21 protein-coding genes are annotated in these 23,168 nt (G+C 69.8%); 10 read left to right on the top strand and 11 right to left on the bottom strand.

Annotation, left to right across the window (positions count from 1 at the left end; translation table 11 throughout):
* Positions 1 to 42: 42 nt before the first annotated feature.
* Both dtd and ACZ1DY_RS15305 read right to left on the bottom strand, forming a co-directional pair.
* A complete protein-coding gene (dtd, locus tag ACZ1DY_RS15300) occupies positions 43 to 468 on the bottom strand; it encodes a D-aminoacyl-tRNA deacylase (RefSeq protein WP_257487912.1) in 426 nt (141 codons plus the stop codon).
* On the bottom strand, positions 468 to 1,964 hold the full coding sequence (locus tag ACZ1DY_RS15305; protein ID WP_465484747.1) for a DUF7782 domain-containing protein: 1,497 nt from the start codon (positions 1,962 to 1,964) through the stop codon (positions 468 to 470). The genes dtd and ACZ1DY_RS15305 overlap by 1 nt, the downstream gene beginning before the upstream one ends.
* A 27-nt stretch (positions 1,965 to 1,991) precedes the next feature.
* Here ACZ1DY_RS15305 and ACZ1DY_RS15310 point away from each other — a divergent pair, with 27 nt between their 5' ends.
* Both ACZ1DY_RS15310 and ACZ1DY_RS15315 read left to right on the top strand, forming a co-directional pair.
* Positions 1,992 to 3,257 carry an amidohydrolase gene (locus ACZ1DY_RS15310; protein ID WP_465484748.1) on the top strand — a complete coding sequence of 422 codons (1,266 nt, stop codon included), beginning with the start codon at positions 1,992 to 1,994 and terminating at the stop codon, positions 3,255 to 3,257.
* Between the two features lie 17 nt (positions 3,258 to 3,274).
* On the top strand, positions 3,275 to 3,628 hold the full coding sequence (locus tag ACZ1DY_RS15315) for a DUF3099 domain-containing protein (protein WP_126731478.1): 354 nt from the start codon (positions 3,275 to 3,277) through the stop codon (positions 3,626 to 3,628).
* A 238-nt stretch (positions 3,629 to 3,866) separates the two neighbouring features.
* Here ACZ1DY_RS15315 and ACZ1DY_RS15320 read toward each other — a convergent pair whose 3' ends face one another.
* From ACZ1DY_RS15320 to ACZ1DY_RS15335, 4 genes are read right to left on the bottom strand one after another with little or no spacing between them, the layout of a single operon-like run.
* Positions 3,867 to 4,739 carry a carbohydrate kinase family protein gene (locus tag ACZ1DY_RS15320; protein WP_465484749.1) on the bottom strand — a complete coding sequence of 291 codons (873 nt, stop codon included), beginning with the start codon at positions 4,737 to 4,739 and terminating at the stop codon, positions 3,867 to 3,869.
* Entirely contained in the window at positions 4,736 to 5,653 is a 918-nt protein-coding gene (locus ACZ1DY_RS15325) for a pseudouridine-5'-phosphate glycosidase (protein WP_465484750.1), read from the bottom strand. The genes ACZ1DY_RS15320 and ACZ1DY_RS15325 overlap by 4 nt, the downstream gene beginning before the upstream one ends.
* Positions 5,654 to 5,662: 9 nt before the next feature.
* Complete coding sequence (locus tag ACZ1DY_RS15330) at positions 5,663 to 6,307, bottom strand: HD domain-containing protein (RefSeq protein WP_126731484.1); 645 nt, start codon at positions 6,305 to 6,307, stop codon at positions 5,663 to 5,665.
* Complete coding sequence (locus tag ACZ1DY_RS15335; protein WP_126731486.1) at positions 6,307 to 7,113, bottom strand: sporulation protein; 807 nt, start codon at positions 7,111 to 7,113, stop codon at positions 6,307 to 6,309. The genes ACZ1DY_RS15330 and ACZ1DY_RS15335 overlap by 1 nt, the downstream gene beginning before the upstream one ends.
* 58 nt (positions 7,114 to 7,171) lie before the next feature.
* Here ACZ1DY_RS15335 and ACZ1DY_RS15340 point away from each other — a divergent pair, with 58 nt between their 5' ends.
* Together ACZ1DY_RS15340 and ACZ1DY_RS15345 are read left to right on the top strand one after the other, a co-directional pair.
* Positions 7,172 to 7,414 carry a DUF3039 domain-containing protein gene (locus tag ACZ1DY_RS15340; protein ID WP_007033595.1) on the top strand — a complete coding sequence of 81 codons (243 nt, stop codon included), beginning with the start codon at positions 7,172 to 7,174 and terminating at the stop codon, positions 7,412 to 7,414.
* A 120-nt stretch (positions 7,415 to 7,534) separates the two neighbouring features.
* Entirely contained in the window at positions 7,535 to 8,371 is an 837-nt protein-coding gene (locus tag ACZ1DY_RS15345; protein ID WP_257487907.1) for a hypothetical protein, read from the top strand.
* Between the two features lie 257 nt (positions 8,372 to 8,628).
* Here ACZ1DY_RS15345 and ACZ1DY_RS15350 read toward each other — a convergent pair whose 3' ends face one another.
* A complete protein-coding gene (locus ACZ1DY_RS15350; protein WP_465484751.1) occupies positions 8,629 to 11,757 on the bottom strand; it encodes an efflux RND transporter permease subunit in 3,129 nt (1,042 codons plus the stop codon).
* A 119-nt stretch (positions 11,758 to 11,876) separates the two neighbouring features.
* Positions 11,877 to 13,001, bottom strand: a complete 1,125-nt coding sequence (locus tag ACZ1DY_RS15355; protein WP_465484752.1) for a YihY/virulence factor BrkB family protein — start codon at positions 12,999 to 13,001, stop codon at positions 11,877 to 11,879.
* A 264-nt stretch (positions 13,002 to 13,265) separates the two neighbouring features.
* On the opposite strand from ACZ1DY_RS15355, the gene ACZ1DY_RS15360 reads away from it, so the two are divergent.
* The 5 genes from ACZ1DY_RS15360 to ACZ1DY_RS15380 all read left to right on the top strand — a co-directional run bounded on the left by ACZ1DY_RS15360 (position 13,266) and on the right by ACZ1DY_RS15380 (position 20,141).
* Entirely contained in the window at positions 13,266 to 15,020 is a 1,755-nt protein-coding gene (locus tag ACZ1DY_RS15360; protein WP_034317045.1) for a DEAD/DEAH box helicase, read from the top strand.
* A gap of 459 nt (positions 15,021 to 15,479) precedes the next feature.
* Positions 15,480 to 16,613 (top strand): sugar ABC transporter substrate-binding protein, encoded by a 1,134-nt coding sequence (locus tag ACZ1DY_RS15365; RefSeq protein ID WP_192745403.1) that lies wholly within the window; start codon positions 15,480 to 15,482, stop codon positions 16,611 to 16,613.
* Between the two features lie 77 nt (positions 16,614 to 16,690).
* Positions 16,691 to 17,464: an ATP-binding cassette domain-containing protein gene (locus tag ACZ1DY_RS15370; RefSeq protein ID WP_005164482.1), complete on the top strand. Its 774-nt coding sequence runs from the start codon at positions 16,691 to 16,693 to the stop codon at positions 17,462 to 17,464.
* 23 nt (positions 17,465 to 17,487) lie between these two features.
* Positions 17,488 to 18,948 carry a sugar ABC transporter permease gene (locus ACZ1DY_RS15375; protein ID WP_465484753.1) on the top strand — a complete coding sequence of 487 codons (1,461 nt, stop codon included), beginning with the start codon at positions 17,488 to 17,490 and terminating at the stop codon, positions 18,946 to 18,948.
* Between the two features lie 11 nt (positions 18,949 to 18,959).
* Positions 18,960 to 20,141, top strand: coding sequence for an ROK family transcriptional regulator (locus ACZ1DY_RS15380; protein ID WP_192745401.1), 1,182 nt, complete (start codon positions 18,960 to 18,962; stop codon positions 20,139 to 20,141).
* Positions 20,142 to 20,199: 58 nt separating this feature from the next.
* Here the strand turns inward: ACZ1DY_RS15380 and ACZ1DY_RS15385 are convergent, their stop codons facing one another.
* From ACZ1DY_RS15385 to ACZ1DY_RS15395, 3 genes are all read right to left on the bottom strand, one after another.
* The gene (locus ACZ1DY_RS15385) at positions 20,200 to 20,805 is read right to left on the bottom strand and encodes a TetR/AcrR family transcriptional regulator (RefSeq protein ID WP_465484754.1); all 606 of its coding nucleotides are present in this window, start codon (positions 20,803 to 20,805) and stop codon (positions 20,200 to 20,202) included.
* Positions 20,786 to 21,649 carry an alpha/beta fold hydrolase gene (locus ACZ1DY_RS15390; RefSeq protein ID WP_465484755.1) on the bottom strand — a complete coding sequence of 288 codons (864 nt, stop codon included), beginning with the start codon at positions 21,647 to 21,649 and terminating at the stop codon, positions 20,786 to 20,788. The genes ACZ1DY_RS15385 and ACZ1DY_RS15390 overlap by 20 nt, the downstream gene beginning before the upstream one ends.
* 176 nt (positions 21,650 to 21,825) lie before the next feature.
* Positions 21,826 to 22,005, bottom strand: coding sequence for a DUF7455 domain-containing protein (locus ACZ1DY_RS15395; protein ID WP_016332937.1), 180 nt, complete (start codon positions 22,003 to 22,005; stop codon positions 21,826 to 21,828).
* A gap of 339 nt (positions 22,006 to 22,344) precedes the next feature.
* On the opposite strand from ACZ1DY_RS15395, the gene ACZ1DY_RS15400 reads away from it, so the two are divergent.
* The gene (locus ACZ1DY_RS15400; RefSeq protein WP_192746834.1) at positions 22,345 to 23,139 is read left to right on the top strand and encodes an EamA family transporter; all 795 of its coding nucleotides are present in this window, start codon (positions 22,345 to 22,347) and stop codon (positions 23,137 to 23,139) included.
* Positions 23,140 to 23,168 lie beyond the last annotated feature (29 nt).

The raw sequence follows: 23,168 nt of genomic DNA on the forward strand, positions 1-23,168 counted from the left end.
CTTTTCCTGAGAATGCCCGTGCCGGGGAGAGAGAAACGTGGTCTAGACCTCTATGAGGAGGGTGAACGGACCGTCGTTCACGCTCCGGACCGCCATCATGGCCCCGAACCGGCCGGTTTCGACCCGCGCGCCGCGTTCGCGCAACGCGTCGACGACGGCCGTCACGAGGGGTTCGGCGACCTCCGGCCGGGCGGCCGCCGTCCAGGACGGACGGCGGCCTTTGCGGGTGTCGCCGTAAAGAGTGAACTGGCTTACGACGAGCAGGGGAGCGCCGGTGGTGGCGCAGGACTCCTCGTCGCGAAGTATGCGAGCTTCGTGCAGTTTGCGTGCCATCGTCGGCACCTTGGACCCGTCGTCGTCGGCGTGGATTCCGAGCAGCACCAGCAAACCCGGCTCGTCGATGGCACCGGTCACCTCGTCGCCGACGGTCACGCTCGCTTCCGTGACCCTCGCCACCACCGCCCGCATCAGACGGCGGGGAGGAGCATGCCGTGCCGGACCAGCTCCCGGACGACGGGCAGCGCGGCTTCGGCCAGTTCCTCCGGTTCGAGGCCCTGAGCGGCCGCCAGGAGCACGATCAGGTCCTCCAGGGGAAGCGCGCCCTGGCAGCCCGCGAGCAGCCGCGTCGCGAGTTCGTCCACTTCATGCGACCACCCGGGACCGTCCGTGCGGTGCAGCCGCTGGACGGTGGTGGACCAGCCCTCCTCGCCCGGCTCGGCGACGCTTTCCAAGAGCACGGTTTCCGGCACCCGGAAACGGACATCGAGGAGCGAATCACCGTTGGCGCGAAGCCATTCCACCCGGTCCAGCCAGTTCGAGGCCTCGGCGCCCAGCGGGTCGTCGTAGGCCTGGCGCAGGTCTTCGCACACGATCGTCGGGGTCGCGCCGTCCGCCCGCCGGAGCGTGACGAAGCCGAACCCGATGCCCTGGACGTCGTTTTCGTCGAACCAGTCGAGCCACGCTCCGGATTTCGCGCGGCCTTCCGGGGACCGGGGGTCGATGCCCGCGTCGCGCAGCCACGTGCCGACATACAGCCCCGGATCCGCGATGTCCCGCTGGACGAACCACGCGTCGGTCTCGGCGGGCAGCCAGCGGGTCACCCGATCGCCCCAGTCCTCGCCCTTCACGTGCAGCCAGGACGCCAGGAGCTGGCCGGTGCCGCCGTCGTTGAGGAAGCCGGGCAGCTGCCGCACCACGAGCGCGCTGGCGTCGTCACCCGCGAGACCGGAGTCGCGGTAGGTGTAGTCGACCCGCGGCGGGCCGACCACGAACGGCGGGTTGCACACGATCTGGTCGAACCGGCGCCGCGCGACCGGGGCGAACCATTCGCCCCGGACGAGCTCGACGTCCAGTTCGTTGAGCCGGAACGTCGCCGCGGCCAGCGCGAGCGCGCGGGCCGAGACGTCGGTCGCGGTGACCTTCTTCGCGTGCCGGGTGGCGTGCAATGCCTGGACGCCGTTGCCGGTGCCGACGTCGAGCAGGCTGCCGACCTCACGGCGGCTGGTCGCCCGGATCAGGCTGAGCGAGGCGTGCCCGACGCCGAGCACGTGGTCTTCGGGCACGGTCGTGCCCAGGACGTCGGCGTCGAGGTCGGAGACGACCCACCACGAGCCTTCGTCGTCGCCGTGCGGGCGGACGTCGAGACCGGCCCGGTAGCCGTCGGCGGCGGGCACGAGCAGCGTCGCGGCGACCGCGTCATCGAGGGACAGTGGCGCGAAAGCGGCCTCGACGTCCTTCTCCGGTTCGGTCGACCCCAGCAGGAACAGCCGGATCAGCGTGCCGAGTTCACCCGCGTCGCGGGTCGCGCGATAGGCGAGTTCCGGTTCGCCGCGGCCGAGGGCGGCGTGCGCGGAACCGAGGGCGCCGACCACGCCGTCGGCGTCGTACCCCGTCCGGCGGAAGGCGTCCCGCAGCCTCGCGCAGACGTCGTCGGACAGGTCGGGGAGGGCCGCTCGTGTGCTCACGGTGGGTAATACTGCCAGGATTGCGTCGTGAGCCTCGAGAGTGTCCTGGCACCGCTGCAGGCGGCGCTGCCCGGATTGGAAGACCTGTACACCGACCTCCACCGGCATCCGGAGCTGTCGTTCGCCGAAACCCGTACCGCCGCCGAGCTGGCGCGGCGTCTGGAGGCCGACGGCTACGAAGTGCACACCGGCATCGGGCGCACCGGCGTGCTGGGCGTGCTGCGCAACGGCCCCGGCCCGAAGGTGATGCTGCGCGCCGACATCGACGCGCTGCCGGTCGAGGAGAAGACTGGCCTGCCGTACGCGAGTACCGCGCGCGGAGTCGACGCCGAGGGCCGCGAAGTCCCGGTGATGCACGCTTGCGGCCACGACATGCATGCCACCTGGCTCTCCGGCGCCGCCTCGCTGCTCGCGGCCAGCCGCGAGCACTGGTCCGGCACGCTGATGGTCGTCTTCCAGCCGGGGGAGGAAGCGGGAGACGGCGCGGCCGGCATGGTCCGCGACGGGGTCTTCGGGCCCGCCGGCAAACCCGACGTCGTGCTCGGCCAGCACGTCGTACCCGGTCCGGCGGGGTGGGTGCTCACCCGGCCGGGCGTGATCATGGCGGCCACCGACGCGCTCCGCATCACCCTGCACGGCCGCGGCGGGCACGGCTCGCGTCCCGAGACCACGGTGGATCCGGCGGTGCTCGCCGCGTCCGTGGTGCTCAAGCTCCAGACCATCGTGTCGCGGGAGATCTCGGCGACCGAGTCGGCGGTGGTGACCGTCGGGTCGCTGCACGTCGGCACCGCGCACAACATCATCGCCGACCACGCCGTCCTGGAGGTCAACATCCGGTCGTTCGACCAGGCGGTGCGGGAGAAGGTCGTCGCGGCGGTCGAGCGGATCGTCCAGGGCGAGGCGGCCACTGCGGGCGCGCCGAAACCGCCGGAGATCGAGCGGATCGGCGCGTTCCCGGTCACGGAGAACGACGACGCGGCCACGGAGGGGCTCACCGCCGCCTTCCGTGACCACTTCGGCGAGGGCCGGGTGATGCCCGCGCCGCTGGTCACCGGCAGTGAGGATTTCAGCGAGTTCGGCCGCGCGGCCGGCGTCCCCTCGGTGTTCTGGCTGGTCGGCGGCATGGACGAAGGCAAGGTGATCGCCGCGATGACCGCCGGGCGCTTCGAACAGGACATCCCGTCGAACCATTCGCCGCTCTTCGCGCCGATCCCGCACCCGACGCTTTCGGCGGGTGTCGAGACGCTCGTGGTCGCGGCTCTGCACCGGCTCACCCACCCGGGTGTCGGATGAGCCCGGCGAGTGGGAGCATGGAAGCCGGAGGTGGTGCTGTGAACGCGCCCGCCCACGGTCCCGAACCGAGGGAACCCGCTCCGGTGCTGATCACCGAAGCCGCCCCGTCCTACGAAGACCAGCTGGCCAAGCGGAAGCGGAAGTACATCATCATGATGTCGTTCCGCATCCCGTGTCTCATCCTCGCCGGGATCTTCTACGAGACCTGGTGGCTGGCGCTGGCCCTGATCGCGATCTCGATCCCGCTGCCCTGGGTCGCCGTCCTGATCGCCAACGACCGGCCGCCGCGCAAGAGCGAGAAGGTCAACCGGTACCAGGCCGAGCCCACGCGGATCGAAAGCTCCGGTCACCGGGTCATCGACGGCGGCTGACCCGTTTCGCCCTCGTGAGTGGTGAGGACGGTTCTGACCGAGGGGTCTGGAGCGAGGTGTCGCGAAAGCCACTTTCGGGACATCAGACGTCTCGAAAGTGGCTTTCGCGACATGCTCACCAGGACGGTCCTGGGTCCGGCCAAGCCCAGCACCCAGCAGAACCCCGGTACCGAATGGCTCTGGCCTCGTGAGTGGTAAAGACGGTTAGAACCGTCCTCACCACTCACGAGGGGTGGGACTACGGCTGCGGCCCGACCTTCGAAACCGCCTGGGCACCCAGCCGCGTCCCGGCCCGAAGCACCTCCGCGGTGGACTCGCCGCGCAGCCACGCCGCGAGCACCCCGGCGTCGAATGCGTCCCCGGCGCCGGTGGAGTCGACGCATTCCGCGGGCTGCGACGGCACCGAGGTGATGGTGCCGCTCGCGTCGACCCAGCTGGCGCCGTCGAGACCGGCGGTGACCACGACCTCGCCGACGTAGTCCAGCAGTTCCTTCGCCGCCTCGGGATCGCTCGACCCGGTCAGCGCGACCAGCTCGCTGGTGTTCGGCAGCAGCAGGTCGACGCCGCGCACGTCGTCGAGGAAGGCCGCGGGATCGGTGATCAGCGTCGCCGCCTGCGGATCGACCGACGTCGTCAGCCCGGCCTTCTTCGCCGCCGCCAGGGCCGCGAGCGCCGCAGGCCGCGACGACGGGTACAGCAGGACGTACCCCGAGAGGTGCAGGTGGCTCGCCCCGCGCAGCGCCGCCTCGGTGACGTCCTCGGGGCTGAACTTCGCGTTGGCGGCGCGGTCGGCGAGCATGCTCCGCTCACCGGCGCCGTCGACGAGCACGACGACGCAGAACGTCGGTTCCTCGGGGTCCACCGCGAACTCGCATCGGACGCCCGCCGCCTCCAGTTCGCTCTTCACCATGCGGCCGCCGGAGTCGTCGCCGATCCGCGCGACCAGCGTGGTCTCCGTCCCCTCGGCCCGCAGCCACAGCGCGGTGTTCGCGCCCGCGCCGCCGCTGGTGAAGTGGACCTTCGCGCGGATGTCGCCGCCGTGCGGGATGGGGCCTTCGTGCCGCGCGACCACGTCGAGACCGACGTCGCCGACGACGACGATGCCGCTCATGCGGCGGTCCCGGCGAGCGCGACGGCGACCGCTGTGGCCAGTTCCGCGTTGGACAGCACCAGCGCCTCGTTCGCGTCCAGGCTCACGCCTTCGCTGGCGGTGTGGAAGTGCTCCAGCAGCACCGGGGTGACGTCCTTGCCGTGCACGCCGCGCGACTTGAGGAGCTCCAGCCCTTCGGCGAGCAGCCGGTCGTGCAGCTCCTTGTCCATTTCGGACGCTTCCGGGATCGGATTCGCCAGCAGGACACCGGAATCCGCGTGTGCCCGGTGGGCGGCGATGACCGAGGCGGCCTGCGCGGCGTCGTCGACCCGCCACGGCACCTCGAAACCGGACGAGCGGAGGTAGAACGCGGGGAACTCGCCGGTGCGGTAACCCAGCACCGGTACCGAGTTGGTCTCCAGTACTTCGAGCGTCGCGGCGATGTCGAGCACCGACTTCACCCCGGAGCAGACGACCGTGGTCGGCACCTTCGCGAGCACGCCGAGATCCGCTGACACGTCCCAGCTCTGCGCCGCGCCCTGGTGCACGCCGCCCAGCCCGCCGGTGGCGAACATGCCGATCCCGGCCGCGGCGGCCAGCGCCGCGGTGCTCGCGACCGTCGTCGCCCCGGACCGGCCGAGGCCGACGGCCGGGCCGATGTCGCGCAGGGAGAGCTTGTCCAGCTCCGCGCCGGGCGCGCAGACGCGTTCCAGTTGCTCGCCGGTGAGGCCGATCAAAGGGACGCCGTCGAGGACGGCGATGGTCGCGGGGACGGCGCCGCCGTCGCGCACGACCTTCTCCAGCCGCCGGGCGACGTCGAGATTGCGGCCGGGCGGGAGACCGTGGGAGAGGATGGTGCTCTCCAGCGCGACGACGGGGTCACCGGCGGCGAGGGCGGAGGCGACCTCTTCGTGAAGGGACAGTTGCGGAGTCACGAACGAACATCATCGGTGATGTGGATCGGCGTCACGCCATCGGGTCAGTTCGTTCGCGAGGTTCGCGCGTGCCTTGCTCTCCCAGCGTGCCCGCGCGATGTCACTGCGGTACAGCCGCGGCCTGGCCAGCAGGTTCTCCAGTACGGCCACGCGTCCTGCCCGCCAGTCCTCGTCCGAATAGATCGAGTACTCCTCCCGGACACCGCTCGCGTACTCCTCGTAGCGCTCCGGCGGCGCGCCGAGGATGGCGAGGTCGGCGTCGAGCAGCGCCGTGGCGAGCAGGTCGTCGTCCGGGGCGGCGTGGTGGATCGTGCTCAGGACCAGCTCTTGGGCACGCTCGACATCCGTCTCGGGGACGCCGGCGTTGGTGAGTTCGTCGCGCGTCCAGGCAGCGCTCGCCCGTTCGTCCTCGCCGGGACGGGCGTCGTAGACGACGTCGTGCGTCCACGCCGCGACGGCGACGAGGGCGCGTTCGCGGGAGCCCAGGCCGAAGGCGACGGCGAGGTCACCGCTGTCGTGGGCGACCGCCGTGACATGCCGGAGATCGTGGTAGCGGCGATGCGGTTCGGCGTAACGGGTCTGGAGGTCGTCCCATGCGACGGCGGCGAGCTGGTGATCGCCGCCGAGCCGGGTGATCGCGGTGGGCCACTCCATCAGTCGAAGATCCCGCGCGCCTTGGCCACCTCGTGCAGCCAGCCTTCGAGCTGCGGCTCCCACTTGACCCGCTCCAGCGCGGCGTGGTCGACCTTGAACAGGCCGAGGAACTCCTGGCCGCGGCCGCCGAACCCGCCGCTCTTGGACACCCGGACGCGTTTGGTCACCTCCAGCACGACCTGGGTTTCCGACGGCGAGGACAGGAAGGTCACCGCCACCGAGGTGAACACGGGGGCGAACCGCGGCGAAGGGGTGAAGCGGATCTCCTGGAAGAACGGGAGCTGCTGGACGGCGCCGTTGATCCGGCCGCGTTCCAGTACGGCCTCGCGGAAGACGAACCCGATCCGGCTGAAGGCGTCCAGGATCCGTTTCTGGGCGGGCAGCGGCTCGATCGCGGCGGCGTCGACGTCGACCGGGTCGGTCACGGAGTTCGCGATGTCGAGGCAGGTCTGCAGGCCGACGGCCATCCCGTTCAGCGGTTTGCCGAAGACGCTGGAGATCGGCGTCTCCCAGGGCAGGGCGACCTCGAACGGCAGGCGGACCTGCTGTCCCGGCCCGATCCGCTCGTTGCCCGCCAGCTGCTGGGTGCCGAATTCGAGGTCCTCGACGCCGGGGCGGCGTTCGTCCGGGAGGGTGACCCTGGCGAGCAGCTTCACCGAGAGGCCGTTGATCTCTTGATCGACTTCGCCGCCGAGCAGCAGGACCTCGCCGCGCAACGGGCGGCCGGGGGAGATCGTGCGGTCGAGCAGCCGGGCGTCGATCTTCGCCCCGCCCGAGCCGAATGTCGCGAGCACCTTCTGGAACATGGGCGAGATCCTGCCAGGTCGTCGGTGTGCGCAGGAGGATTTGGGGCACAATGGAGGGGTGAGTACACAGACCCTTCCGAAGCCGGATACCCGTCCCGAGGGCACCGACGGCACCGACGACGATTCGCCGAAGATGTTCCACTACGTGCGGAAGAACAAGATCGCCGAAAGCGCGGTCATGGGCACGCACGTGGTGGCGCTGTGCGGCGAGGTCTTCCCGGTGACGAAGTCGGCGAAGCCCGGTTCGCCGGTCTGCCCGGACTGCAAGAAGATCTACGACGGCCTCAAGCCGGGCGACTGAGTGTCCGTCCGGTGTCCGAAACCGGACAAAATCTGAAAATCCTTCACATGGCGGCTGCCCGTCCCGGTCTTCGCTGGTAATCAGTACGCGCCAGCGAAAACCCGCCGGGACGGAGCCTTCATGCGTAGAACCGGGATCGTGCTCGCCATCGCCGCGTTGGTCGCGGTGTTCTCACCCGCCGCCGCCCAAGCCGTCACCGGCTGGACCACCGTCGGCTCGGACAACGCCCGCCCGCTCGACGAGGGCCAGGGCCTGGCCACCATCGAACGGCCGTCCGGGACGATCTACCGCTACACCGGGATCGCGACCGTTCCCGTGAACCTCTCGTCCCAGGGCTGGAACCACGTCGGCGACCCGGGTTCGGCGCAAGGCTGGTACGTTGAGCCGTACCAGCGCGACGACCGGGGAGCCAAGCTCTTCCGCGTCGAGTCGCCCAACGGGACGTGGGCGAACTACACGCACGCGCTGGAGTCGTGGGAGGCGAACAACAACTCGTTCGCCGCCGTGACCCCCGACGCGCGCTGGATGGTGGCGGGCGAGTGGGGCACGATGGACCGGCTCCTCGTGCACCCGATGCCCGGCGTCGCGCACACGAACCCGTCGGCGAACCTGCCGTACGCGTCCGCGATCCGGCTCGACAAGCCGGTGCGGGACATCCAGGGCTGCGACTTCCTCACCGCGACCCGGCTGCTGTGCGCGTCCGACGACCCGGAGGGCTCGCTGTTCGGGACCACGAAGCCGCTGCTGCAGGTCGACCTCTCCGGCGCGCTGTCCGGTTCGGACGTGACCGGGCGGGTCACGTCCCTGGGGCAGCTGCCGCTGAAGAGCACCTGCAGCGGGAACTTCGAGACCGAGGGCATCGACGTCGCCGCCGACGGGACCCTGCGGGTCGTCATGCTTTCGCCGTCGTGGTGCGTGGCCTTCGACAGCAAGACGTGGCGGTTCCGTAAGGCGTGACTCGCGTGATCAGACGCGTAACTCGCGTGATCGGAGGCGTACCTGCTCCAATCACGCGAGTTACGGCTTCAAACACGCGAGTCACGGGTTGCCGCGCCGCCCCCAAGTACGTGAAGGCCCCCTTTCATTGCGTCTAGCGCAGTGAAGGGGGCCTTCACGTACTTGCCGTCGGGGCAGGCGCATTCAGCCGGCGGAATGCCGGAAGGCGCGCCGGGCGCCCACCCGGCCCCGGCGCGCCTTCCTCCTGCCCCCAGGGTCTACGAAGCCGGCTCCGGCGTCAGCGTCTCGGTGGCTGGGGCCGAAGACCGGCGGGCGTCCTTCTTCGCGCGCCGCTTCTCTTTCCGCGTCTCGACCATCGTGTACAGCGTCGGCACCAGGATCAGCGTCAGCAGGGTCGAGCTGACCAGCCCGCCGATGACCACGATCGCCAGCGGCTGCCCGATGAACCCACCCTGCCCGGTCAGCCCGAGCGCCATCGGGACCAGCGCGAAGATGGTCGCCGCCGCGGTCATCAGGATCGGCCGCAGCCGTCGCCTGCCGCCTTCGACGACGGCGTCGGTGACGCTCATTCCCGCGGCCCGGTACTGGTTGACCAGGTCGATCAGCACGATCGCGTTGGTCACCACGATGCCGACGAGCATCAGCATCCCGATCAGCGCGGGCAGGCCCAGCGCGGTCCCGGTCGCCAGCAGCAGACCGATCGCGCCGGTCGCCGCGAACGGGATCGACACCAGCAGGATCAGCGGCTGGATCAGGCTGCGGAACGTCGCCACCATGATCAGGTAGACGATCGCGATCGCGGCCAGCAGCGCGAGGAACAGGTTCCCGAAGGCCTCCTGCTGGTCCTCGCTGACGCCGCCGAGCTTGTACGCCGCGCCGCCGGCGAAGGTCAGACCGTCCAATTTGGACTGGATCGCCTTCGTGGTGGCGGCCAGGTCCGCGCCGGTGTTCTTGGCGGTGACCGTGGTGCTCAGCTCGCCCGAGGTGCGGTGCACCGCGGCCGGGCCGTCCACTGTGGACACGGTCGCGACGGAGTCCAGCCGCACCACGCCGGCCGCGCTCGGGATCGGCAGCGCCTTGACCGCGTCGACCGACACCGGCGCCGTGCCCGCGCGCAGCACGATGTCCGTGCGTCTGCCGTCGACCGGCAGCTGGGTCACCGTGCGGCCGGCGATGGCCTGGTTCGCGATCTGGCCGATCGTGGTCGCCGAAAGCCCGCTCGCGGCGGCCTTGGCGGCGTCGACCTCGACCTGCACGCGCGGCGAGCCCTGCGCGAGGTCACTGGTCACCTCGGTGAGATCCGGAACACCGGACAGCGCCTGGCGGACCTGTTCGGCGGCGGGCTTCAGCGCGGCTTCGTCCGGTGCGGTGACGGTGATCGAGATCTGGTCGGAGTTGAACCCGCCCGCTTCCGCGCCGATCTTGACCTCGCCGAGTTCCGGCTTGTCGAGCTTGCCCCGCAACCGCTCCGACAGCGCGTCGAGGTCGGTGTCCTTGGCGACGGTGACCTGGATGCTGGTGGCCGTCCCGCCGCCGCCGAAGAAGTTGCCCCCGCCGATGCTCACCTGGTAGGTCTCGACGGCGGGTTCGGCAGCGAGCGCCTGCTCCACCGCGCCGGCGGCCTTCTCCTTGGCCTCGGGACTGGTGCCGGGCGGCAGCTTCTGCGAAAGGCTCAGCGTCGTCGAGCCGGACTGGTCGAGGAAGTTCGTGTTCAGCTGCGAGGCCAGTCCGACCGTGCCGCCGAAGATGATCAGCGCCAGCAGCACCACGGTGACGCGACGCCGCGTGGCGAACCGGATCACCGGGACGTACCCGCGCTGCAGCAGCCCGCGGCGTTCCTTGTCTTCGGCGGCTTGGCGCGTGAGCTCGGCCTCGCGCTCGTCCGCCGGGGTCTTGGGCGGCTTGAGGAACCAGTACGCGAGCACCGGCACGATCGTCAGCGACACCAGGAGCGACGCCAGCAGCGCCACGGTGACGGTGATCGCGAACGGCGAGAACAGCTCGCCGACGAACCCGCCCACGAAGGCGATCGGCAAGAACACCGCGACCGTGGTGAGGGTGGACGACGTCACGGCGCCCGCGACCTCACGCACGCCGTCGAGGACCGCGCGCTCCTTTTCCTCGCCGTACGCCAGATGTCGTTTGATGTTCTCCAGCACCACGATCGAGTCGTCGACCACCCGTCCGATGGCGATGGTGAGCGCGCCGAGGGTGAGCAGGTTCAGCGAGAGATCGCCGGTCCACAACGCCAGCAGTGCCACGACCACCGAAAGCGGGATCGACACCGCCGTCACCAGGGTGGAGCGCACCGACAACAGGAACAGCAGGATCACCACGACCGCGAACGCCAGCCCCAGCAGGCCTTCGGTGGTCAGGCCGCTGATCGCGTCCTTGACCGGGGTGCCCTGGTCGAACACGACGCTCATCTCGGCGCCGATCTTCTTCGACAGCTCGGGCAGCTTGTCCCGCACCGCCTCCGAGATCGCGACCGCGTTCCCGTTCTCCACCATGGTGATCGAGAGCCCGAGGCTCGGCTTGCCGTTGGTACGCGTGATCGACGTCGGCGGCGCGAATCCGGCCTGGACGTCCGCGACGTCACCCAGCTTCACGGGCTTGCCCGCCTGCGCGCCGGGACGGGAAGGCTGCGACGGCGTGAGGTAGAGGTTCTTGATCGTGTCCACTGTGGTCGGTCCGCCGCCGACCTGGACGGTGAGCGTCTTGCCGCCTTCGGTCAGCGTCCCGGCCGGGACGGCGGCACCGGCGGTCTGCAGGGTGGTGGCGATCGACGACGGGTCGACCCCCGCGGCCGCCAGCTTCGCGTAGTCCAGCGCGATGGTCACCCGCGGCTGCCGCGCGCCGGTCACCTCGACCTCGCGGACACCGTCGATCTTCCGCAGTTCCGGCGCGACCTCCCCGGTCAGCGCGGGCGCGAGGGCCTGCGGGTCACCGGTGGTCCCGGCGGCGAGCAGCACGACCGGGAGATCGTCGGTGGAGCCCGCCGAAACCGTCGACTCGCTGTTCTGCGGCAGCCGTGTCTTCAGCCCGTCGACGACGCGCTGGATCTGCCCGACCGCCGCGTCGATGTCCGTGCCGAACTCGAACTGCGCGGTGATCCGCGACAGCCCCTCCGACGACGTCGAGCTCAGCTCTTCGAGCCCCTTCAGCCCCTGCAGCCCGCCTTCGAGCGGCTCGGTGACCTGCCGGTCGACCGCGTCCGGCGACGCGCCCGCGTACGGCGTGATGATCTGCGCCTGCGGGAACTGCAGTGACGGGAACAGCTGCTGCTTCAGCTGTGGCAGGGCGAAGGCGCCGAAGCCGATCACCACCAGGGCGAGCAGCCCGATGAGACTTCGGTTGCGCAGGCTCAATCTGGCCAGCGTGGACATGACGGTATCCCCCAGGAATGGCTCGGGACGGGCGGTTATCGCGAGCTTTTCACGGGAGGGGGTGGGGTGGATTCACACCACGGGTGGAATCCGAGTACGACTTCGGGATGAGGTCCCGCTCAACTTCGCCGGTCTGTCACCGAATCGGCTTCGCTCTGCGTTTCCTCGTTCACCGATTGTTCCGGCACGTGTTCGGGGTCACCATCGGGGGAATCGCCGTTCTGGCGGGGGCGGCGGAGCGGGACCGTCGTCCGTTCCCACAGTTTGCGACCCTCTTCGGCGCGGATCCGTTCGTTCGCGCGTTCCATTTCCAGCCGCCGCCATTTCCGGCGCTGCCGTTTCGTCGCCTTGGCGGGCCACAGTTCCTGGATCGCGCTGTTGAAGTACGCGCCGCCGACCACCGCGAGCCCGATGAAGAACATCAGCAACAGGAACGCGATCGGCGCGGCGAGCGCGCCGTAGGTGTAGCCGGTCTTGGTGATCCAGTTCAGGTAGATCCGCAGCCCGATACTGGAGAGCAGGAACACGACCATGGCGAGCACCGCGCCCGGCAGTCCTCGGTGCCATGGCAGCCTGCGCGGCAGGGCGAGCTTGTACAGCGTCGTCAGCGCGAGCACGATCATCACGGCCAGCACGGGGTAGTACAGCGTGCCGACCCAGTACGACACCGTGTCGCGCCAGTCGGTGGGGAAGAACTGGGGGAGCAGGTCCGGCCCGATCGCCAGCAGCGGCAGCCCGACCACCAGGATGACCAGCCCGGCCAGGTACAGCAGCAGCGCGAAGATCCGCTGCCACACGTCGTTGCGGACGCCGTACTGGTCGTGCGCCACCGTGATGGCGTCGACGAACGACGACATCGCCGACGAACCCGCCCACAGGGAGATCAGGAAGCCGACCGAGACGATCTCGCCCTTGCCGACGAACAGGATGCTGTTGACCGTCGGCTCGATGATGTCGTGGACGGCGTTGTCGCTGAAGATCGTCTTGCTGAAGGTGATGATCCGGTCGTGGACCGCGGTCACGACCTCCTGGCCGAACCAGTCGCCGACGAAGCCGAGACAGCCGAGAAGCCCCAGCAGCAGTGGCGGCAGCGAAAGCGTCTGCCAGAACGCGGCTTCGGCGGCCTCGGAGAAGATGTTGCCGTCCCACGCCTTGCTGAGCGTGCGGCTGAGCAGGCGCAACGGACCCCTGCGGCCCTTCGCGACCTCGGCGGCCGTATCCGGACGGCCGTTCTCCTCGCTCATGCAGCTCCTCCGCCGGCGCCGAGCGCCCTTGACGGTGTCCAGCATGGTCCATGCCGCGCCATTCGGCTCGCCACCCCTGGGTTTTCGGGTGAGTAACCCGACAACGGGGGTGGCGCTTCCGGCGTTCCACGGGCCCGCGAGGTAGGCTTCCCGGAGTGCCCTCACCTCAGGCGCCGGCGTCGCTGCCGGATACCCAAGTGGGGGTTTTCGCTTGTGTCAGGGTGGATGACCAGGCGTTTCGGGTGAGGGAGGAGGGGAACCTGCATGTCGGAAACCGTTGAACGCGATCGAGGCGAGCTGGGCGCGCCTCCCGCGGCGAAGGACAGCACGGCCCGCCCGCTGCGTGCCTGGCAGCGGCGAGCGCTGACGAAGTACCTCACGAAGAAACCGCAGGACTTCCTGGCCGTCGCGACGCCGGGCGCGGGCAAGACGGTGTTCGGTCTCCGGATCGCCGCCGAGCTGCTGAGCGACCGGACCGTCGAGCGGATCACCATCGTCGCGCCGACCGAGCACCTGAAGCACCAGTGGGCCGCCTCGGCCGCGGCCGCCGGTATCGCGATCGACTCGAACTTCCGCAACGGCACCGGCGTCACCTCGCGTGACTACCAAGGGGTCGCGGTGACCTACGCGCAGGTCGCCGCGCATCCGACGCTGCACCGCGTGCGCACCGAGAACCGCAAGACCCTGGTCATCCTCGACGAGATCCACCACGGCGGTGACGCGAAGTCCTGGGGCGACGCGATCCGCGAGGCGTTCACGCCCGCCGTCCGCCGCCTGGCGCTCACCGGGACGCCGTTCCGCAGCGACGACTCGCCGATCCCGTTCGTCACCTATGAGGCCGACGGCTCGGGTTTCCAGCGCAGCAAGGCCGACCACGCCTACGGTTACGCCGACGCGCTCGCCGACGGCGTGGTCCGGCCGGTCGTCTTCCTCGCCTACTCCGGTGAGGCCTCCTGGCGCACGAGCGCGGGGGAGGAGTTCACCGCGCGGCTCGGCGAGCCGCTGACGGCCGAGCAGAACGCGCGCGCCTGGCGCACGGCGCTCGACCCGGCGGGCGAATGGATCCCGTCGGTGCTGCAGGCCGCGGACACGCGTCTCGCGCAGCTTCGCGCCAACGGCATCCCGGACGCGGGCGGCCTGGTGATCGCCACCGACCAGGATTCGGCGCGCGCCTACGCCAAGATCCTGGAGCGCATCTCCGGCCAGACCCCGACGGTCGTCCTCTCCGACGATCCCAAGGCGTCCGGGCGGATCAAGGAGTTCTCCGATTCGACCGACCGCTGGCTCGTCGCGGTCCGGATGGTGTCCGAAGGCGTCGACGTCCCGCGACTGGCGGTCGGCGTCTACGCCACGAGCGCGTCGACCCCGCTGTTCTTCGCGCAGGCCATCGGCCGGTACGTGCGTTCGCGCAAACCCGGCGAGACCGCTTCGGTCTTCCTGCCGAGCGTGCCGGTGCTGCTGGAGCTCGCCAGCGAGCTGGAGGCACAGCGCGACCACGTCCTCGGCAAGCCGCACCGCGAGAAGGAGGGCTGGGACGACGAGCTCCTGGCCCAGGCCAACCGCACCGAGGACGAGCCGGGCGAAGAGGAGAAGGCGTTCACCTCGCTGGGTGCCTCCGCCGAACTCGACCAGGTCATCTACGACGGCAACTCCTTCGGCACCGCGGTGTTCTCCGGTTCCGACGAGGAGCAGGAGTACCTCGGCCTGCCGGGGCTACTCGAACCGGATCAGGTCCGCGCCCTGCTGCGAAAGCGGCAGGAAGAGCAGCTCTCCGACGAGAAGCGGCGCAAGCCCAAGGCCGAGGAGGCGGCGCCGGTCGCGCGGCCGCAGTCGGTCAGCGAGCGGCTCGGCAGCCTGCGTAAGGAGCTGAACGCCCTGGTGGGCGTGCACCACCACCGGACGAAGAAGCCGCACGGCGCGATCCACAACGAATTGCGCCGGGTCTGCGGCGGCCCGCCGACCGCGATGGCTTCGGTGGAGCAGCTCGAAGAGCGGATCGTCACCCTGCGTTCCTGGTGACCGCCCTGTTCCAAGCGCGTGAAGGCCCCCTTCCCTCGGCTCAGCCGAGGTAAGGGGGCCTTCACGCGGAACGGGTGAGGGGTGTGCGGAAATAGAGACGTTGAACGTCCTTATTTCCACACAGTCTCACTCAGGGTGATCTCGCTTCCCGTCGGTCATGTCGGCACGGGGCCGCCTCGCCTGCCGATGATCTTCGACGGAACCCCGGTCAGCGGGCTGCGATCGGCGTGAAGGTCACGCTCAGTGAGTGGTGGCGGTCACACCGTCAGCGCACCTAGACTTCGTACGTCTTGCTACGGCCACGTTGCCAAACCGTGTCCATTTGATGAGGCTTAATCGATTCAGCCGTCTTCCGCGAAACCCGTTCGGCGGCATATGTTGTCGCCCACAACATATGCGCGATGGTGCGACCGGTCCTCGAGGATCGCCGCCCGCGAGCAAGATCCGGAAGGAACGAGGATGCGCAGCAGAACCCTTACCCTCCTCGCCGCGACGGTGGGCGCCGGCCTGGTGCTCTCCGCCTGTGGCGCCAACACCGCCGACTCGGGCAGCGGCAACTCCTCGCAGTCCGCCCCCGCCCCGGGCGGTGCCGCCGCCGGTGGCAAGGTCGGCGTCATCCTGCCGGAGACCGCCACCTCGGCGCGCTGGGAGTCCTTCGACAAGCCGTTCCTGACCAAGGCCCTCAAGGACGCGGGCTTCGACGCCGACGTCCAGAACGCCCAGGGCGACGTCCAGAAGTTCACCACCCTCGCCGACGGCATGATCGCGCAGAACGTCAAGGTCCTGATCATCGCCGCCATCAACGGCGAGGTCGGCGCGGCGGTCGCCCGCAAGGCGCAGGCCGCGGGCATCCCGACGATCGACTACGACCGCCTCAACCTCGGCGGCAGCTCCGACTACTACGTCTCGTTCGACAACGAGAAGGTCGGCCAGCTGCAGGGCCAGGGGCTCGCCGACGCGCTGAAGGACAAGAAGGGCGCCGAGGTCGTCATGATCGAGGGCGCCCCGACCGACAACAACGCGACGCTGTTCGCCAACGGCCAGAAGTCCGTGCTGCAGCCGAAGTTCGCCAGCGGTGACCTGAAGCTCGTGCGCGAGCAGGCCATCGACAACTGGGACAACCAGAAGGGCGGCCAGACCTTCGAGCAGATCCTGACCGACAACAAGGGCAGGGTCGACGGCGTCGTCGCCGCGAACGACGGTCTCGCCGGCGCGGTCATCACCGTGCTGAAGAAGAACGGCCTCAACGGCAAGGTCCCGGTCACCGGCCAGGACGCCACCGCGGACGGCCTCATGGCGATCCTGCGCGGCGACCAGTACATGACCGTCTTCAAGCCGATCAAGGAAGAGGCCGAAGCCGCGGCGAAGCTCGCCGTGCTGCTGGCCAAGGGCGACAAGGCGGGCGCCGACGCGCTGGCCACCGGCAAGGCGAAGGACCCGAAGGGCAACCGCGAGGTCAAGTCCGTGCTCCTCGAGCCGAAGATGACCACCAAGGACGGTGTCAAGGAGGTCGTGACGCAGGGCTACGTCAAGGCCGCCGAGATCTGCGGCGGCGACCTGGCCGCGGCGTGCACGCAGCTCGGTATCTCCTGACCCGTTAATCCAGACGACCGGGCCGGTGCGTTCCCCCGACGGAGCGCGCCGGCCCGGTACCCAGCCGGGAGAACCCCATGAGTGAACCCATCCTCGAACTGAAGCAGCTCAACAAGAGCTTCGGGCCGGTCCACGTCCTCCACGACGTGGACTTCAACGTGCGCGCCGGCGAGGTCACCGCGCTGGTCGGCGACAACGGTGCCGGCAAGTCCACTTTGGTCAAGTCGATCGCCGGGATCCACGGCTACGACTCGGGAACGGTGACGTTCCAGGGCAAGCAGGTGAACATCCACGGCCCGCGCGACGCCGCGGATCTGGGCATCGAGGTCGTCTACCAGGATCTCGCGCTGGCCGAGAACCTCGACATCGTGCAGAACATGTTCCTCGGCCGGGAACGCGGCAGCAAATGGCTGCTCGACGAGGCCAGCATGGAGAAGGCCGCCCGCGAGACGCTCGCCTCGCTGTCGGTCCGCACCGTGAAATCGGTCCGTACGCCCGTTTCGGCCCTCTCGGGCGGGCAGCGGCAGACCGTCGCGATCGCCAAATCCGTGCTGTGGGACTCGAAGGTCGTCCTCCTCGACGAGCCGACCGCCGCGCTCGGTGTCGCGCAGACCCGGCAGGTGCTCGACCTCGTCCGCCGCCTCGCCGAACAGGGCCTCGGCGTGGTGCTGATCAGCCACAACATGGCCGACGTCTTCGAGGTCGCCGACCGTATCGCGGTGCTCTACCTCGGCCGTCTCGTCGCCGAGGTGCACACCAAGGACGTCACCCACGGCCAGGTCGTGGAACTGATCACCGCCGGTCGCTCCGGCGACCTCGGCCTTGCCCGCCCCGAAGCCGCCGTCCTCTGATCCGAGGCGAGAAAGAACCGGAAATGACTGAGACACCTGCAAAGCCCGCCTCGCCGGAGGGGGGCAAGTCGGCGGCCGCCGCGCTCAACCCGTCGGCGGCCATCACGGACTTCGGCATCGACACGACATCGATGTCGACGCGCGAGGCCGTCGGCGACTACTTCTCCCGGCTCAAGGCGGGACAGCTGGGTTCGCTCCCGGCGCTGCTCGGCCTGCTCGTGCTGGTGATCGTGTTCGCCTCGCTGTCGGACACCTTCCTGACGATGAACAACATCGCGAACCTGATGGCACAGGGCGCCGGCAAGGCGATCATCGCGATGGGCATCGTGTTCGTGCTGCTGCTCGGCGAGATCGACCTGTCCGCGGGTACCGCGTCCGGGGTCACCGCCGCGGTGCTGGCGATGCACTACGTGCGCAACGGAAACCTGTTGGGCGGCATGGGGAACGGCGTGTTCATCGCGTTCCTGGTGGTGCTCGCGATCGCCGCGCTGCTCGGGGTGGTCCTGCGGATCTGGGCGGGCGTCGGGTTCGCCGTGCTCGCCATCGCGCTCGTGCTGTCGGGGACCGCGGCCAACCCGTGGATCGAGATGCTGCTCGCGATCAGCGTCGGTGGCGCGATCGGTGTCCTCACCGGCTTCCTCGTCTCCAAGATCGGGATGCCCTCGTTCGTGGTGACGCTGGCGCTCTTCCTCGCCTGGCAGGGGGTCATCCTCCAGTTCATCGGTGAGGGCGGCACGCTCGGCATCAGCACCTCGGACGTCCTGTTCAAGGTCGCCAACGGCAATCTGTCCACTTTGGGCAGCTGGATCCTCTTCGTGATCGCCGCCGGCGGGTTCGCCGCGGTGACCCTCGGCCAGCACTTCTCGCGGCTCAAACGCGGCCTGGTCACCCAGCCGACGCCGATGGTGCTGCTCAAGGTCGGCGCCATCGCCGTGGTCGCCGCGATCGCGACCTATCTGCTGACGCTGAACCGCGCGCCGAACCCGAACATCGTCATCTCCGGTGTCCCGTACGTCGTGCCGATCGTGCTCGGCCTGCTGGTGCTCGGCACCTACGTGCTCAACCGCACCCAGTACGGCCGCCACATCTACGCCGTCGGCGGCAACCGCGAGGCGGCCCGCCGCGCCGGTATCAACGTCGAGAAGATCCGCGCCTCGGTGTTCGTCATCTGCTCGGCGGTGGCGGCGGTCGGCGCGATCGTCTACTCGTCGAAGGTCGGTTCGGTCGACCCGCAGGCCGGTGGCCTCAACACGCTGCTGTTCGCGGTCGGCGCCGCCGTCATCGGTGGTACGTCGCTGTTCGGCGGCAAGGGCCGGGTCGTCGACGCGGTGATCGGTGGCCTCGTGCTCGCGGTCGTCGAGAACGCGCTGGGCCTGCTGAAGCAGTCGGCGGCGGTGGTCAACATCGTCACCGGTCTGGTGCTGCTTCTCGCGGCCACGGTCGACGCGCTGTCCCGGCGCCGCGCGGCTGCGTCGCCGCGCTGAGTCCGCATGGAATGATGAAGTCCGTGACCAGCACACCCGTTGCACGACCAGACGAGGTGCGCAGGCACAACCGCACGACCTTGCTCCGGTTGCTGCACGTCAGCGGCCCGAGCACCAGGGCGACCCTCGCCACCGAGCTGGGGCTCAACCGCAGCACCATCAAGACCCTCGTCGACGGCCTCGCGGAAGCGGGTGTCGTCGAGGAGCGGGTCCCGAGGCCGGGACGAGGGGCGGGCCGTCCCTCGCTCCTGGTCCTGCCGCAGCCGCACGCGGCGGTGGTGCTCGCGGTGGACCTCCAGGTCGAACACGTGGCGATCGCGCTGGTCGGGTTCGGCGGCCAGATCCTCGGGCGCAACAGCTGGAACCTCCACGGCCGGACGCGGGAGGCCGACGAAGTGATCACGCACGTGATCGAGTCGACCACCGTGCTGGCGGGCGACCTCGGCGTTCAGCCGATCGCCGCGGGGGTGTCCGTGCCCGGCGTCGTCCGCCGGGCCGACGGGCACGTCCACGAAGCGCCCAACCTGCGCTGGACCGACGTGGCGCTGGGGGAACGGCTCGGCGGTGTGCTGCGCATTCCCGTCCTGGTCGGCAATGACGCCGAACTCGGCGCCATCGCCGAACACCTGCGCGGTGCCGCGCGGGGTTCCTCCGACGCCGTGTACGTCTCCGCCGACGTCGGTGTCGGGGGAGGGATCATCGCGGACGGATCGTCGCTGCGCGGCGGCGCGGGCTACGTCGGCGAGATCGGGCATATGGCGATCCGGCCCGGCGGCCGTCCCTGCTACTGCGGGTCGAGCGGCTGCTGGGAGACCGAGGTCGGCGAGGCGGCGCTGTGCCGCGCGCTCGATCTGCCCGAGGACACCCCGCGCGGGGCGATCCTGTTCGAACTGCGCGAGCTGGGCCGGGATCCGCACGCGGCCGAGGAACGGCTGTCGGAGTTCGCGGAATGGCTGACGCTGGGCCTGGTGAACGTGGTCAACCTGCTCGGCCCGCAGCTGGTCGTGCTGGGCGACCTGCTCACCGTGCTGCCCGATTCGGTCGTGAAGTCGGTGGCGGCCGAGGTGCGGCGGCGGAGCCTGGTCAGCCGGGCCGTGGGCGGGACGCAGATCGTGAGCTCGGCACTCGGGGCGGACGTGAAGCTCCTGGGGGCGGCCGAGGCGGCCTTCGAGATGATTCTGGACACCGTCTAGCTCGCGTTTAGTCCTCTGGACGCGGTAGTTGCCCCACGCAAGGACCGCATCCAGAGGACTAAACGCGTTCTTTCACGAGGCCCGAGAGCAGGGCCACCAGGGCGGCGAGGGACTTCTCCTTCGCCGCCGCGGGGTCTTCGGCGTGCGCGATCATCAGCGCCGCCTCCGCGCACGCGCTCAGCGCCAGTTGCGCCAGCTCCGGGATGGGCGCGTCGATCAGCAGCCCGTCCGCCGCGGCGGCCTCCAGGATCTCCGTGATCAGGCCGAGCCCGTACCGGTTCTCCAGCTCCCGCCATTCCTGCCAGCCGAGGACGGAGACGGCGTCCGTGAGCGCGATCCGCACCACCTCGGGCCGCAGGCAGAGGTCGAGGAACCGGCTCAGCACGCCGAGCGCCCCCGCCCACGGGTCGTCCGTGGCGCGCAGGACGGTCTTCAGTTCCTCGGTGATCTCGGTTTCGATCTGCTCGATCACGGCACGGAACAAGCCCTGCTTGTCCCCGAAGTGGTGATACAGCGCGCCACGGGTGACGCCGGCCGCCCGGACGATCTCGTCCGCTGGGACGGTGGCGTAACCCTGTTCGGCGAACAGCGTCCGCGCCGCCGTGATCAACGCGGCCTGCGTCGACTGCGAGCGTTCGGTCTGGCTACGTCGTGGCGTGGGCACGCAGGAATTCCACCATCATGCCGCTCAGCCGCTCCGGCTGGTCCTCCGGCACGAAGGCGTAGGAGTCCTCGATCGTCTTCAGTTCGGCGTTCGGCAGGACGTCGGCGAGCTTGCGGCCCAGCCACAGCGGGAAGTGCCGGTCTTCGGGTGCCCAGGCCAGCAGAACGGGCTTGGTGAACGCCGGCAGCCGCTCGGCGGCGGTCAGCGTGTATCGGTTGTCGACGCTCGCGGTGAACCGGCGCAGATCGTCGCGGATCTCCGCGCTCCGGCGGCTGGGCAGCAGATACGCGTCGAGGATGTGGTCCGGGACCGGGTGTTTGGTCAGCCAGAGGAAGTCCGTCTTCTCCAGGAGCCAGCGCCAGCGCAGCGCCTGGACCATCAGCCCGACGCCGCCGGGGATCCGCGCCAGCGTGCTCAGCCCCGCGAACAGTGGCGGCAGGAAGCGTTCGAAGGAGTCCGACGGGGTCAGCACGACCCGGCCCACCCGTTCCGGGTTCGTGGTCATGAGCAGTTGCGTGAGCGCGCCGCCGGTGTCGTTCGCGACCACGGTGACGTCGGTCAGGTCGAGCACTTCGAGGAACCGCGCGATGAGCGCGGCGACCCCGGGCGGGCTCAGGTCGGCGTCGGGGACCGGGATCTCGTGCGAACCGAGCGGCCAGTCCGGGGTGAGGCAGCGGAAGCCGGCGTCGGCGACCGCGGGGGCCACCTTGCGCCAGAGCAGGCCGTTGGTCAGCAGTCCGTGGACGAAGACCACGGGAGGGCCTTCACCGCGGTCGCGGTAGCGGATACGGGCGCCGCCGAGGTCCGCCTCGTGCACCTCGCCGAGCAGGTCGCTGGTCGTCATGGAAGTAACATACATGCTGTTTGTATGTTTTTGGAAGACGCAGGTCTCGGTGAGCGTCCTCAAGGGCACCTTCGGGACTTGGGGGCGACGCCGGGCCGTTCCAGGGGCGGAAAACAGGGCGGCCGGCGCGCTCCCAGGAGGAGCGGCCGGCCGCCGGGTGGTCGTGGACTGGTGGGCTACCGCTGAATGTCCGCGGACATTTCCTTGAGCTTCGTCTCGTGTGCGCGGGCGTGGTGACCACAGAAGAGCAACTCGCCACCGGTGCTGAGAATGGCTCGAACCTGGGCTGCAGCTCCACACCGGTCGCATCGGTCGGCAGCGGTCAGTTCGGGGCGGGTGAGCGTCGGTGAAGTCATTGGAGTCTCCCTCCGTCCCGGCACCGGTGGCCCGGTGCCATCGATCCAGCTACGACCACTTCGGCACTGATGCCGGCAACATTCGTTCCCGGCCCCGCCGTGTTCGTGCTTCCACTCTTCCAGACGTTTGGCGACCCGCAAGTGTTCCCGTGCGGGTGTCTCATTTGTCACTGGTAATTACCTCGGATGCCGTAGCGTAATCACGCAACGTGGAAGAAGACTCCCCGCTGAACCGTCTTTTCCCACGTCAGGCACCATGCGGGGGTGGGTATCGCAGTCGTCCGGAACCGTCTTCCCAGCGTGCCGCCGCCGGTCTTGTTCGTTCTCAGCGGAATTTCCATGTACGCCGGCGCGGCCATCGCCGTAGGTCTCTTTTCGGTCGCCTCACCCGCGGGGGTGGCCTGGCTTCGCTGTCTCGGGGCGGCCGTGGTCCTCCTGGCGTGGCGCAGGCCACCCCGCTCGGCGTGGACCGGGCGCGCGTTCCTGCTCGCGGGCGCCTTCGGCATCGTCACCGCCGGGATGAACGTGCTCTTCTACGAGGCGATCGCGCGGCTGCCGCTGGGCACCGCGGTCGCCCTCGAGTTCGCCGGGCCCGTGGTGGTGGCCGCGTTCGGTTCGCGCACGCGCCGGGACGTCCTCGCGCTGCTGCTGGTGGCGGCCGGGGTGGTCGCCATCGCGGACGTCCGGCTCGAAGGCAGCCTGCTCGGCGTGCTGTTCGCGCTCGGGGCGGCGGCCGCCTGGGCCGGGTACATCCTGCTCGGGAAGCGGGTCGCGGTCGGCGGGAACGGGATCGACGGACTGGCCGTCGGGTTCGCCGTCGGCACCGTGGTGCTGTCGCCGCTGGCGCTCGGCACCGGCGCGGTGTGGGGTTCGCCACGTCTGCTGCTGCTCGGCATCGGGGTAGGCGTGCTCTCGACCGTCGTGCCGTACGCCCTCGACCAGGTGGTCCTGCGCAAGGCCGGGCAGGCGCGGTTCGCGCTGCTGCTCGCGTTGCTGCCGGTCACGGCGGGGCTGGTCGGCTTCCTGTGGCTCCGGCAGATCCCGACCTTGCCCGAGGCGATCGGCACGCTGGCCGTCGTCGCCGGGGTCGCGCTGCGATCGCCGGGGAAACGTGATGACTCGGCGCCCCTCTGAGCGGGATACTGACCAGCCTGAGGCGTCGC

This window comes from Amycolatopsis sp. PSD-21 (genome assembly GCF_055561455.1).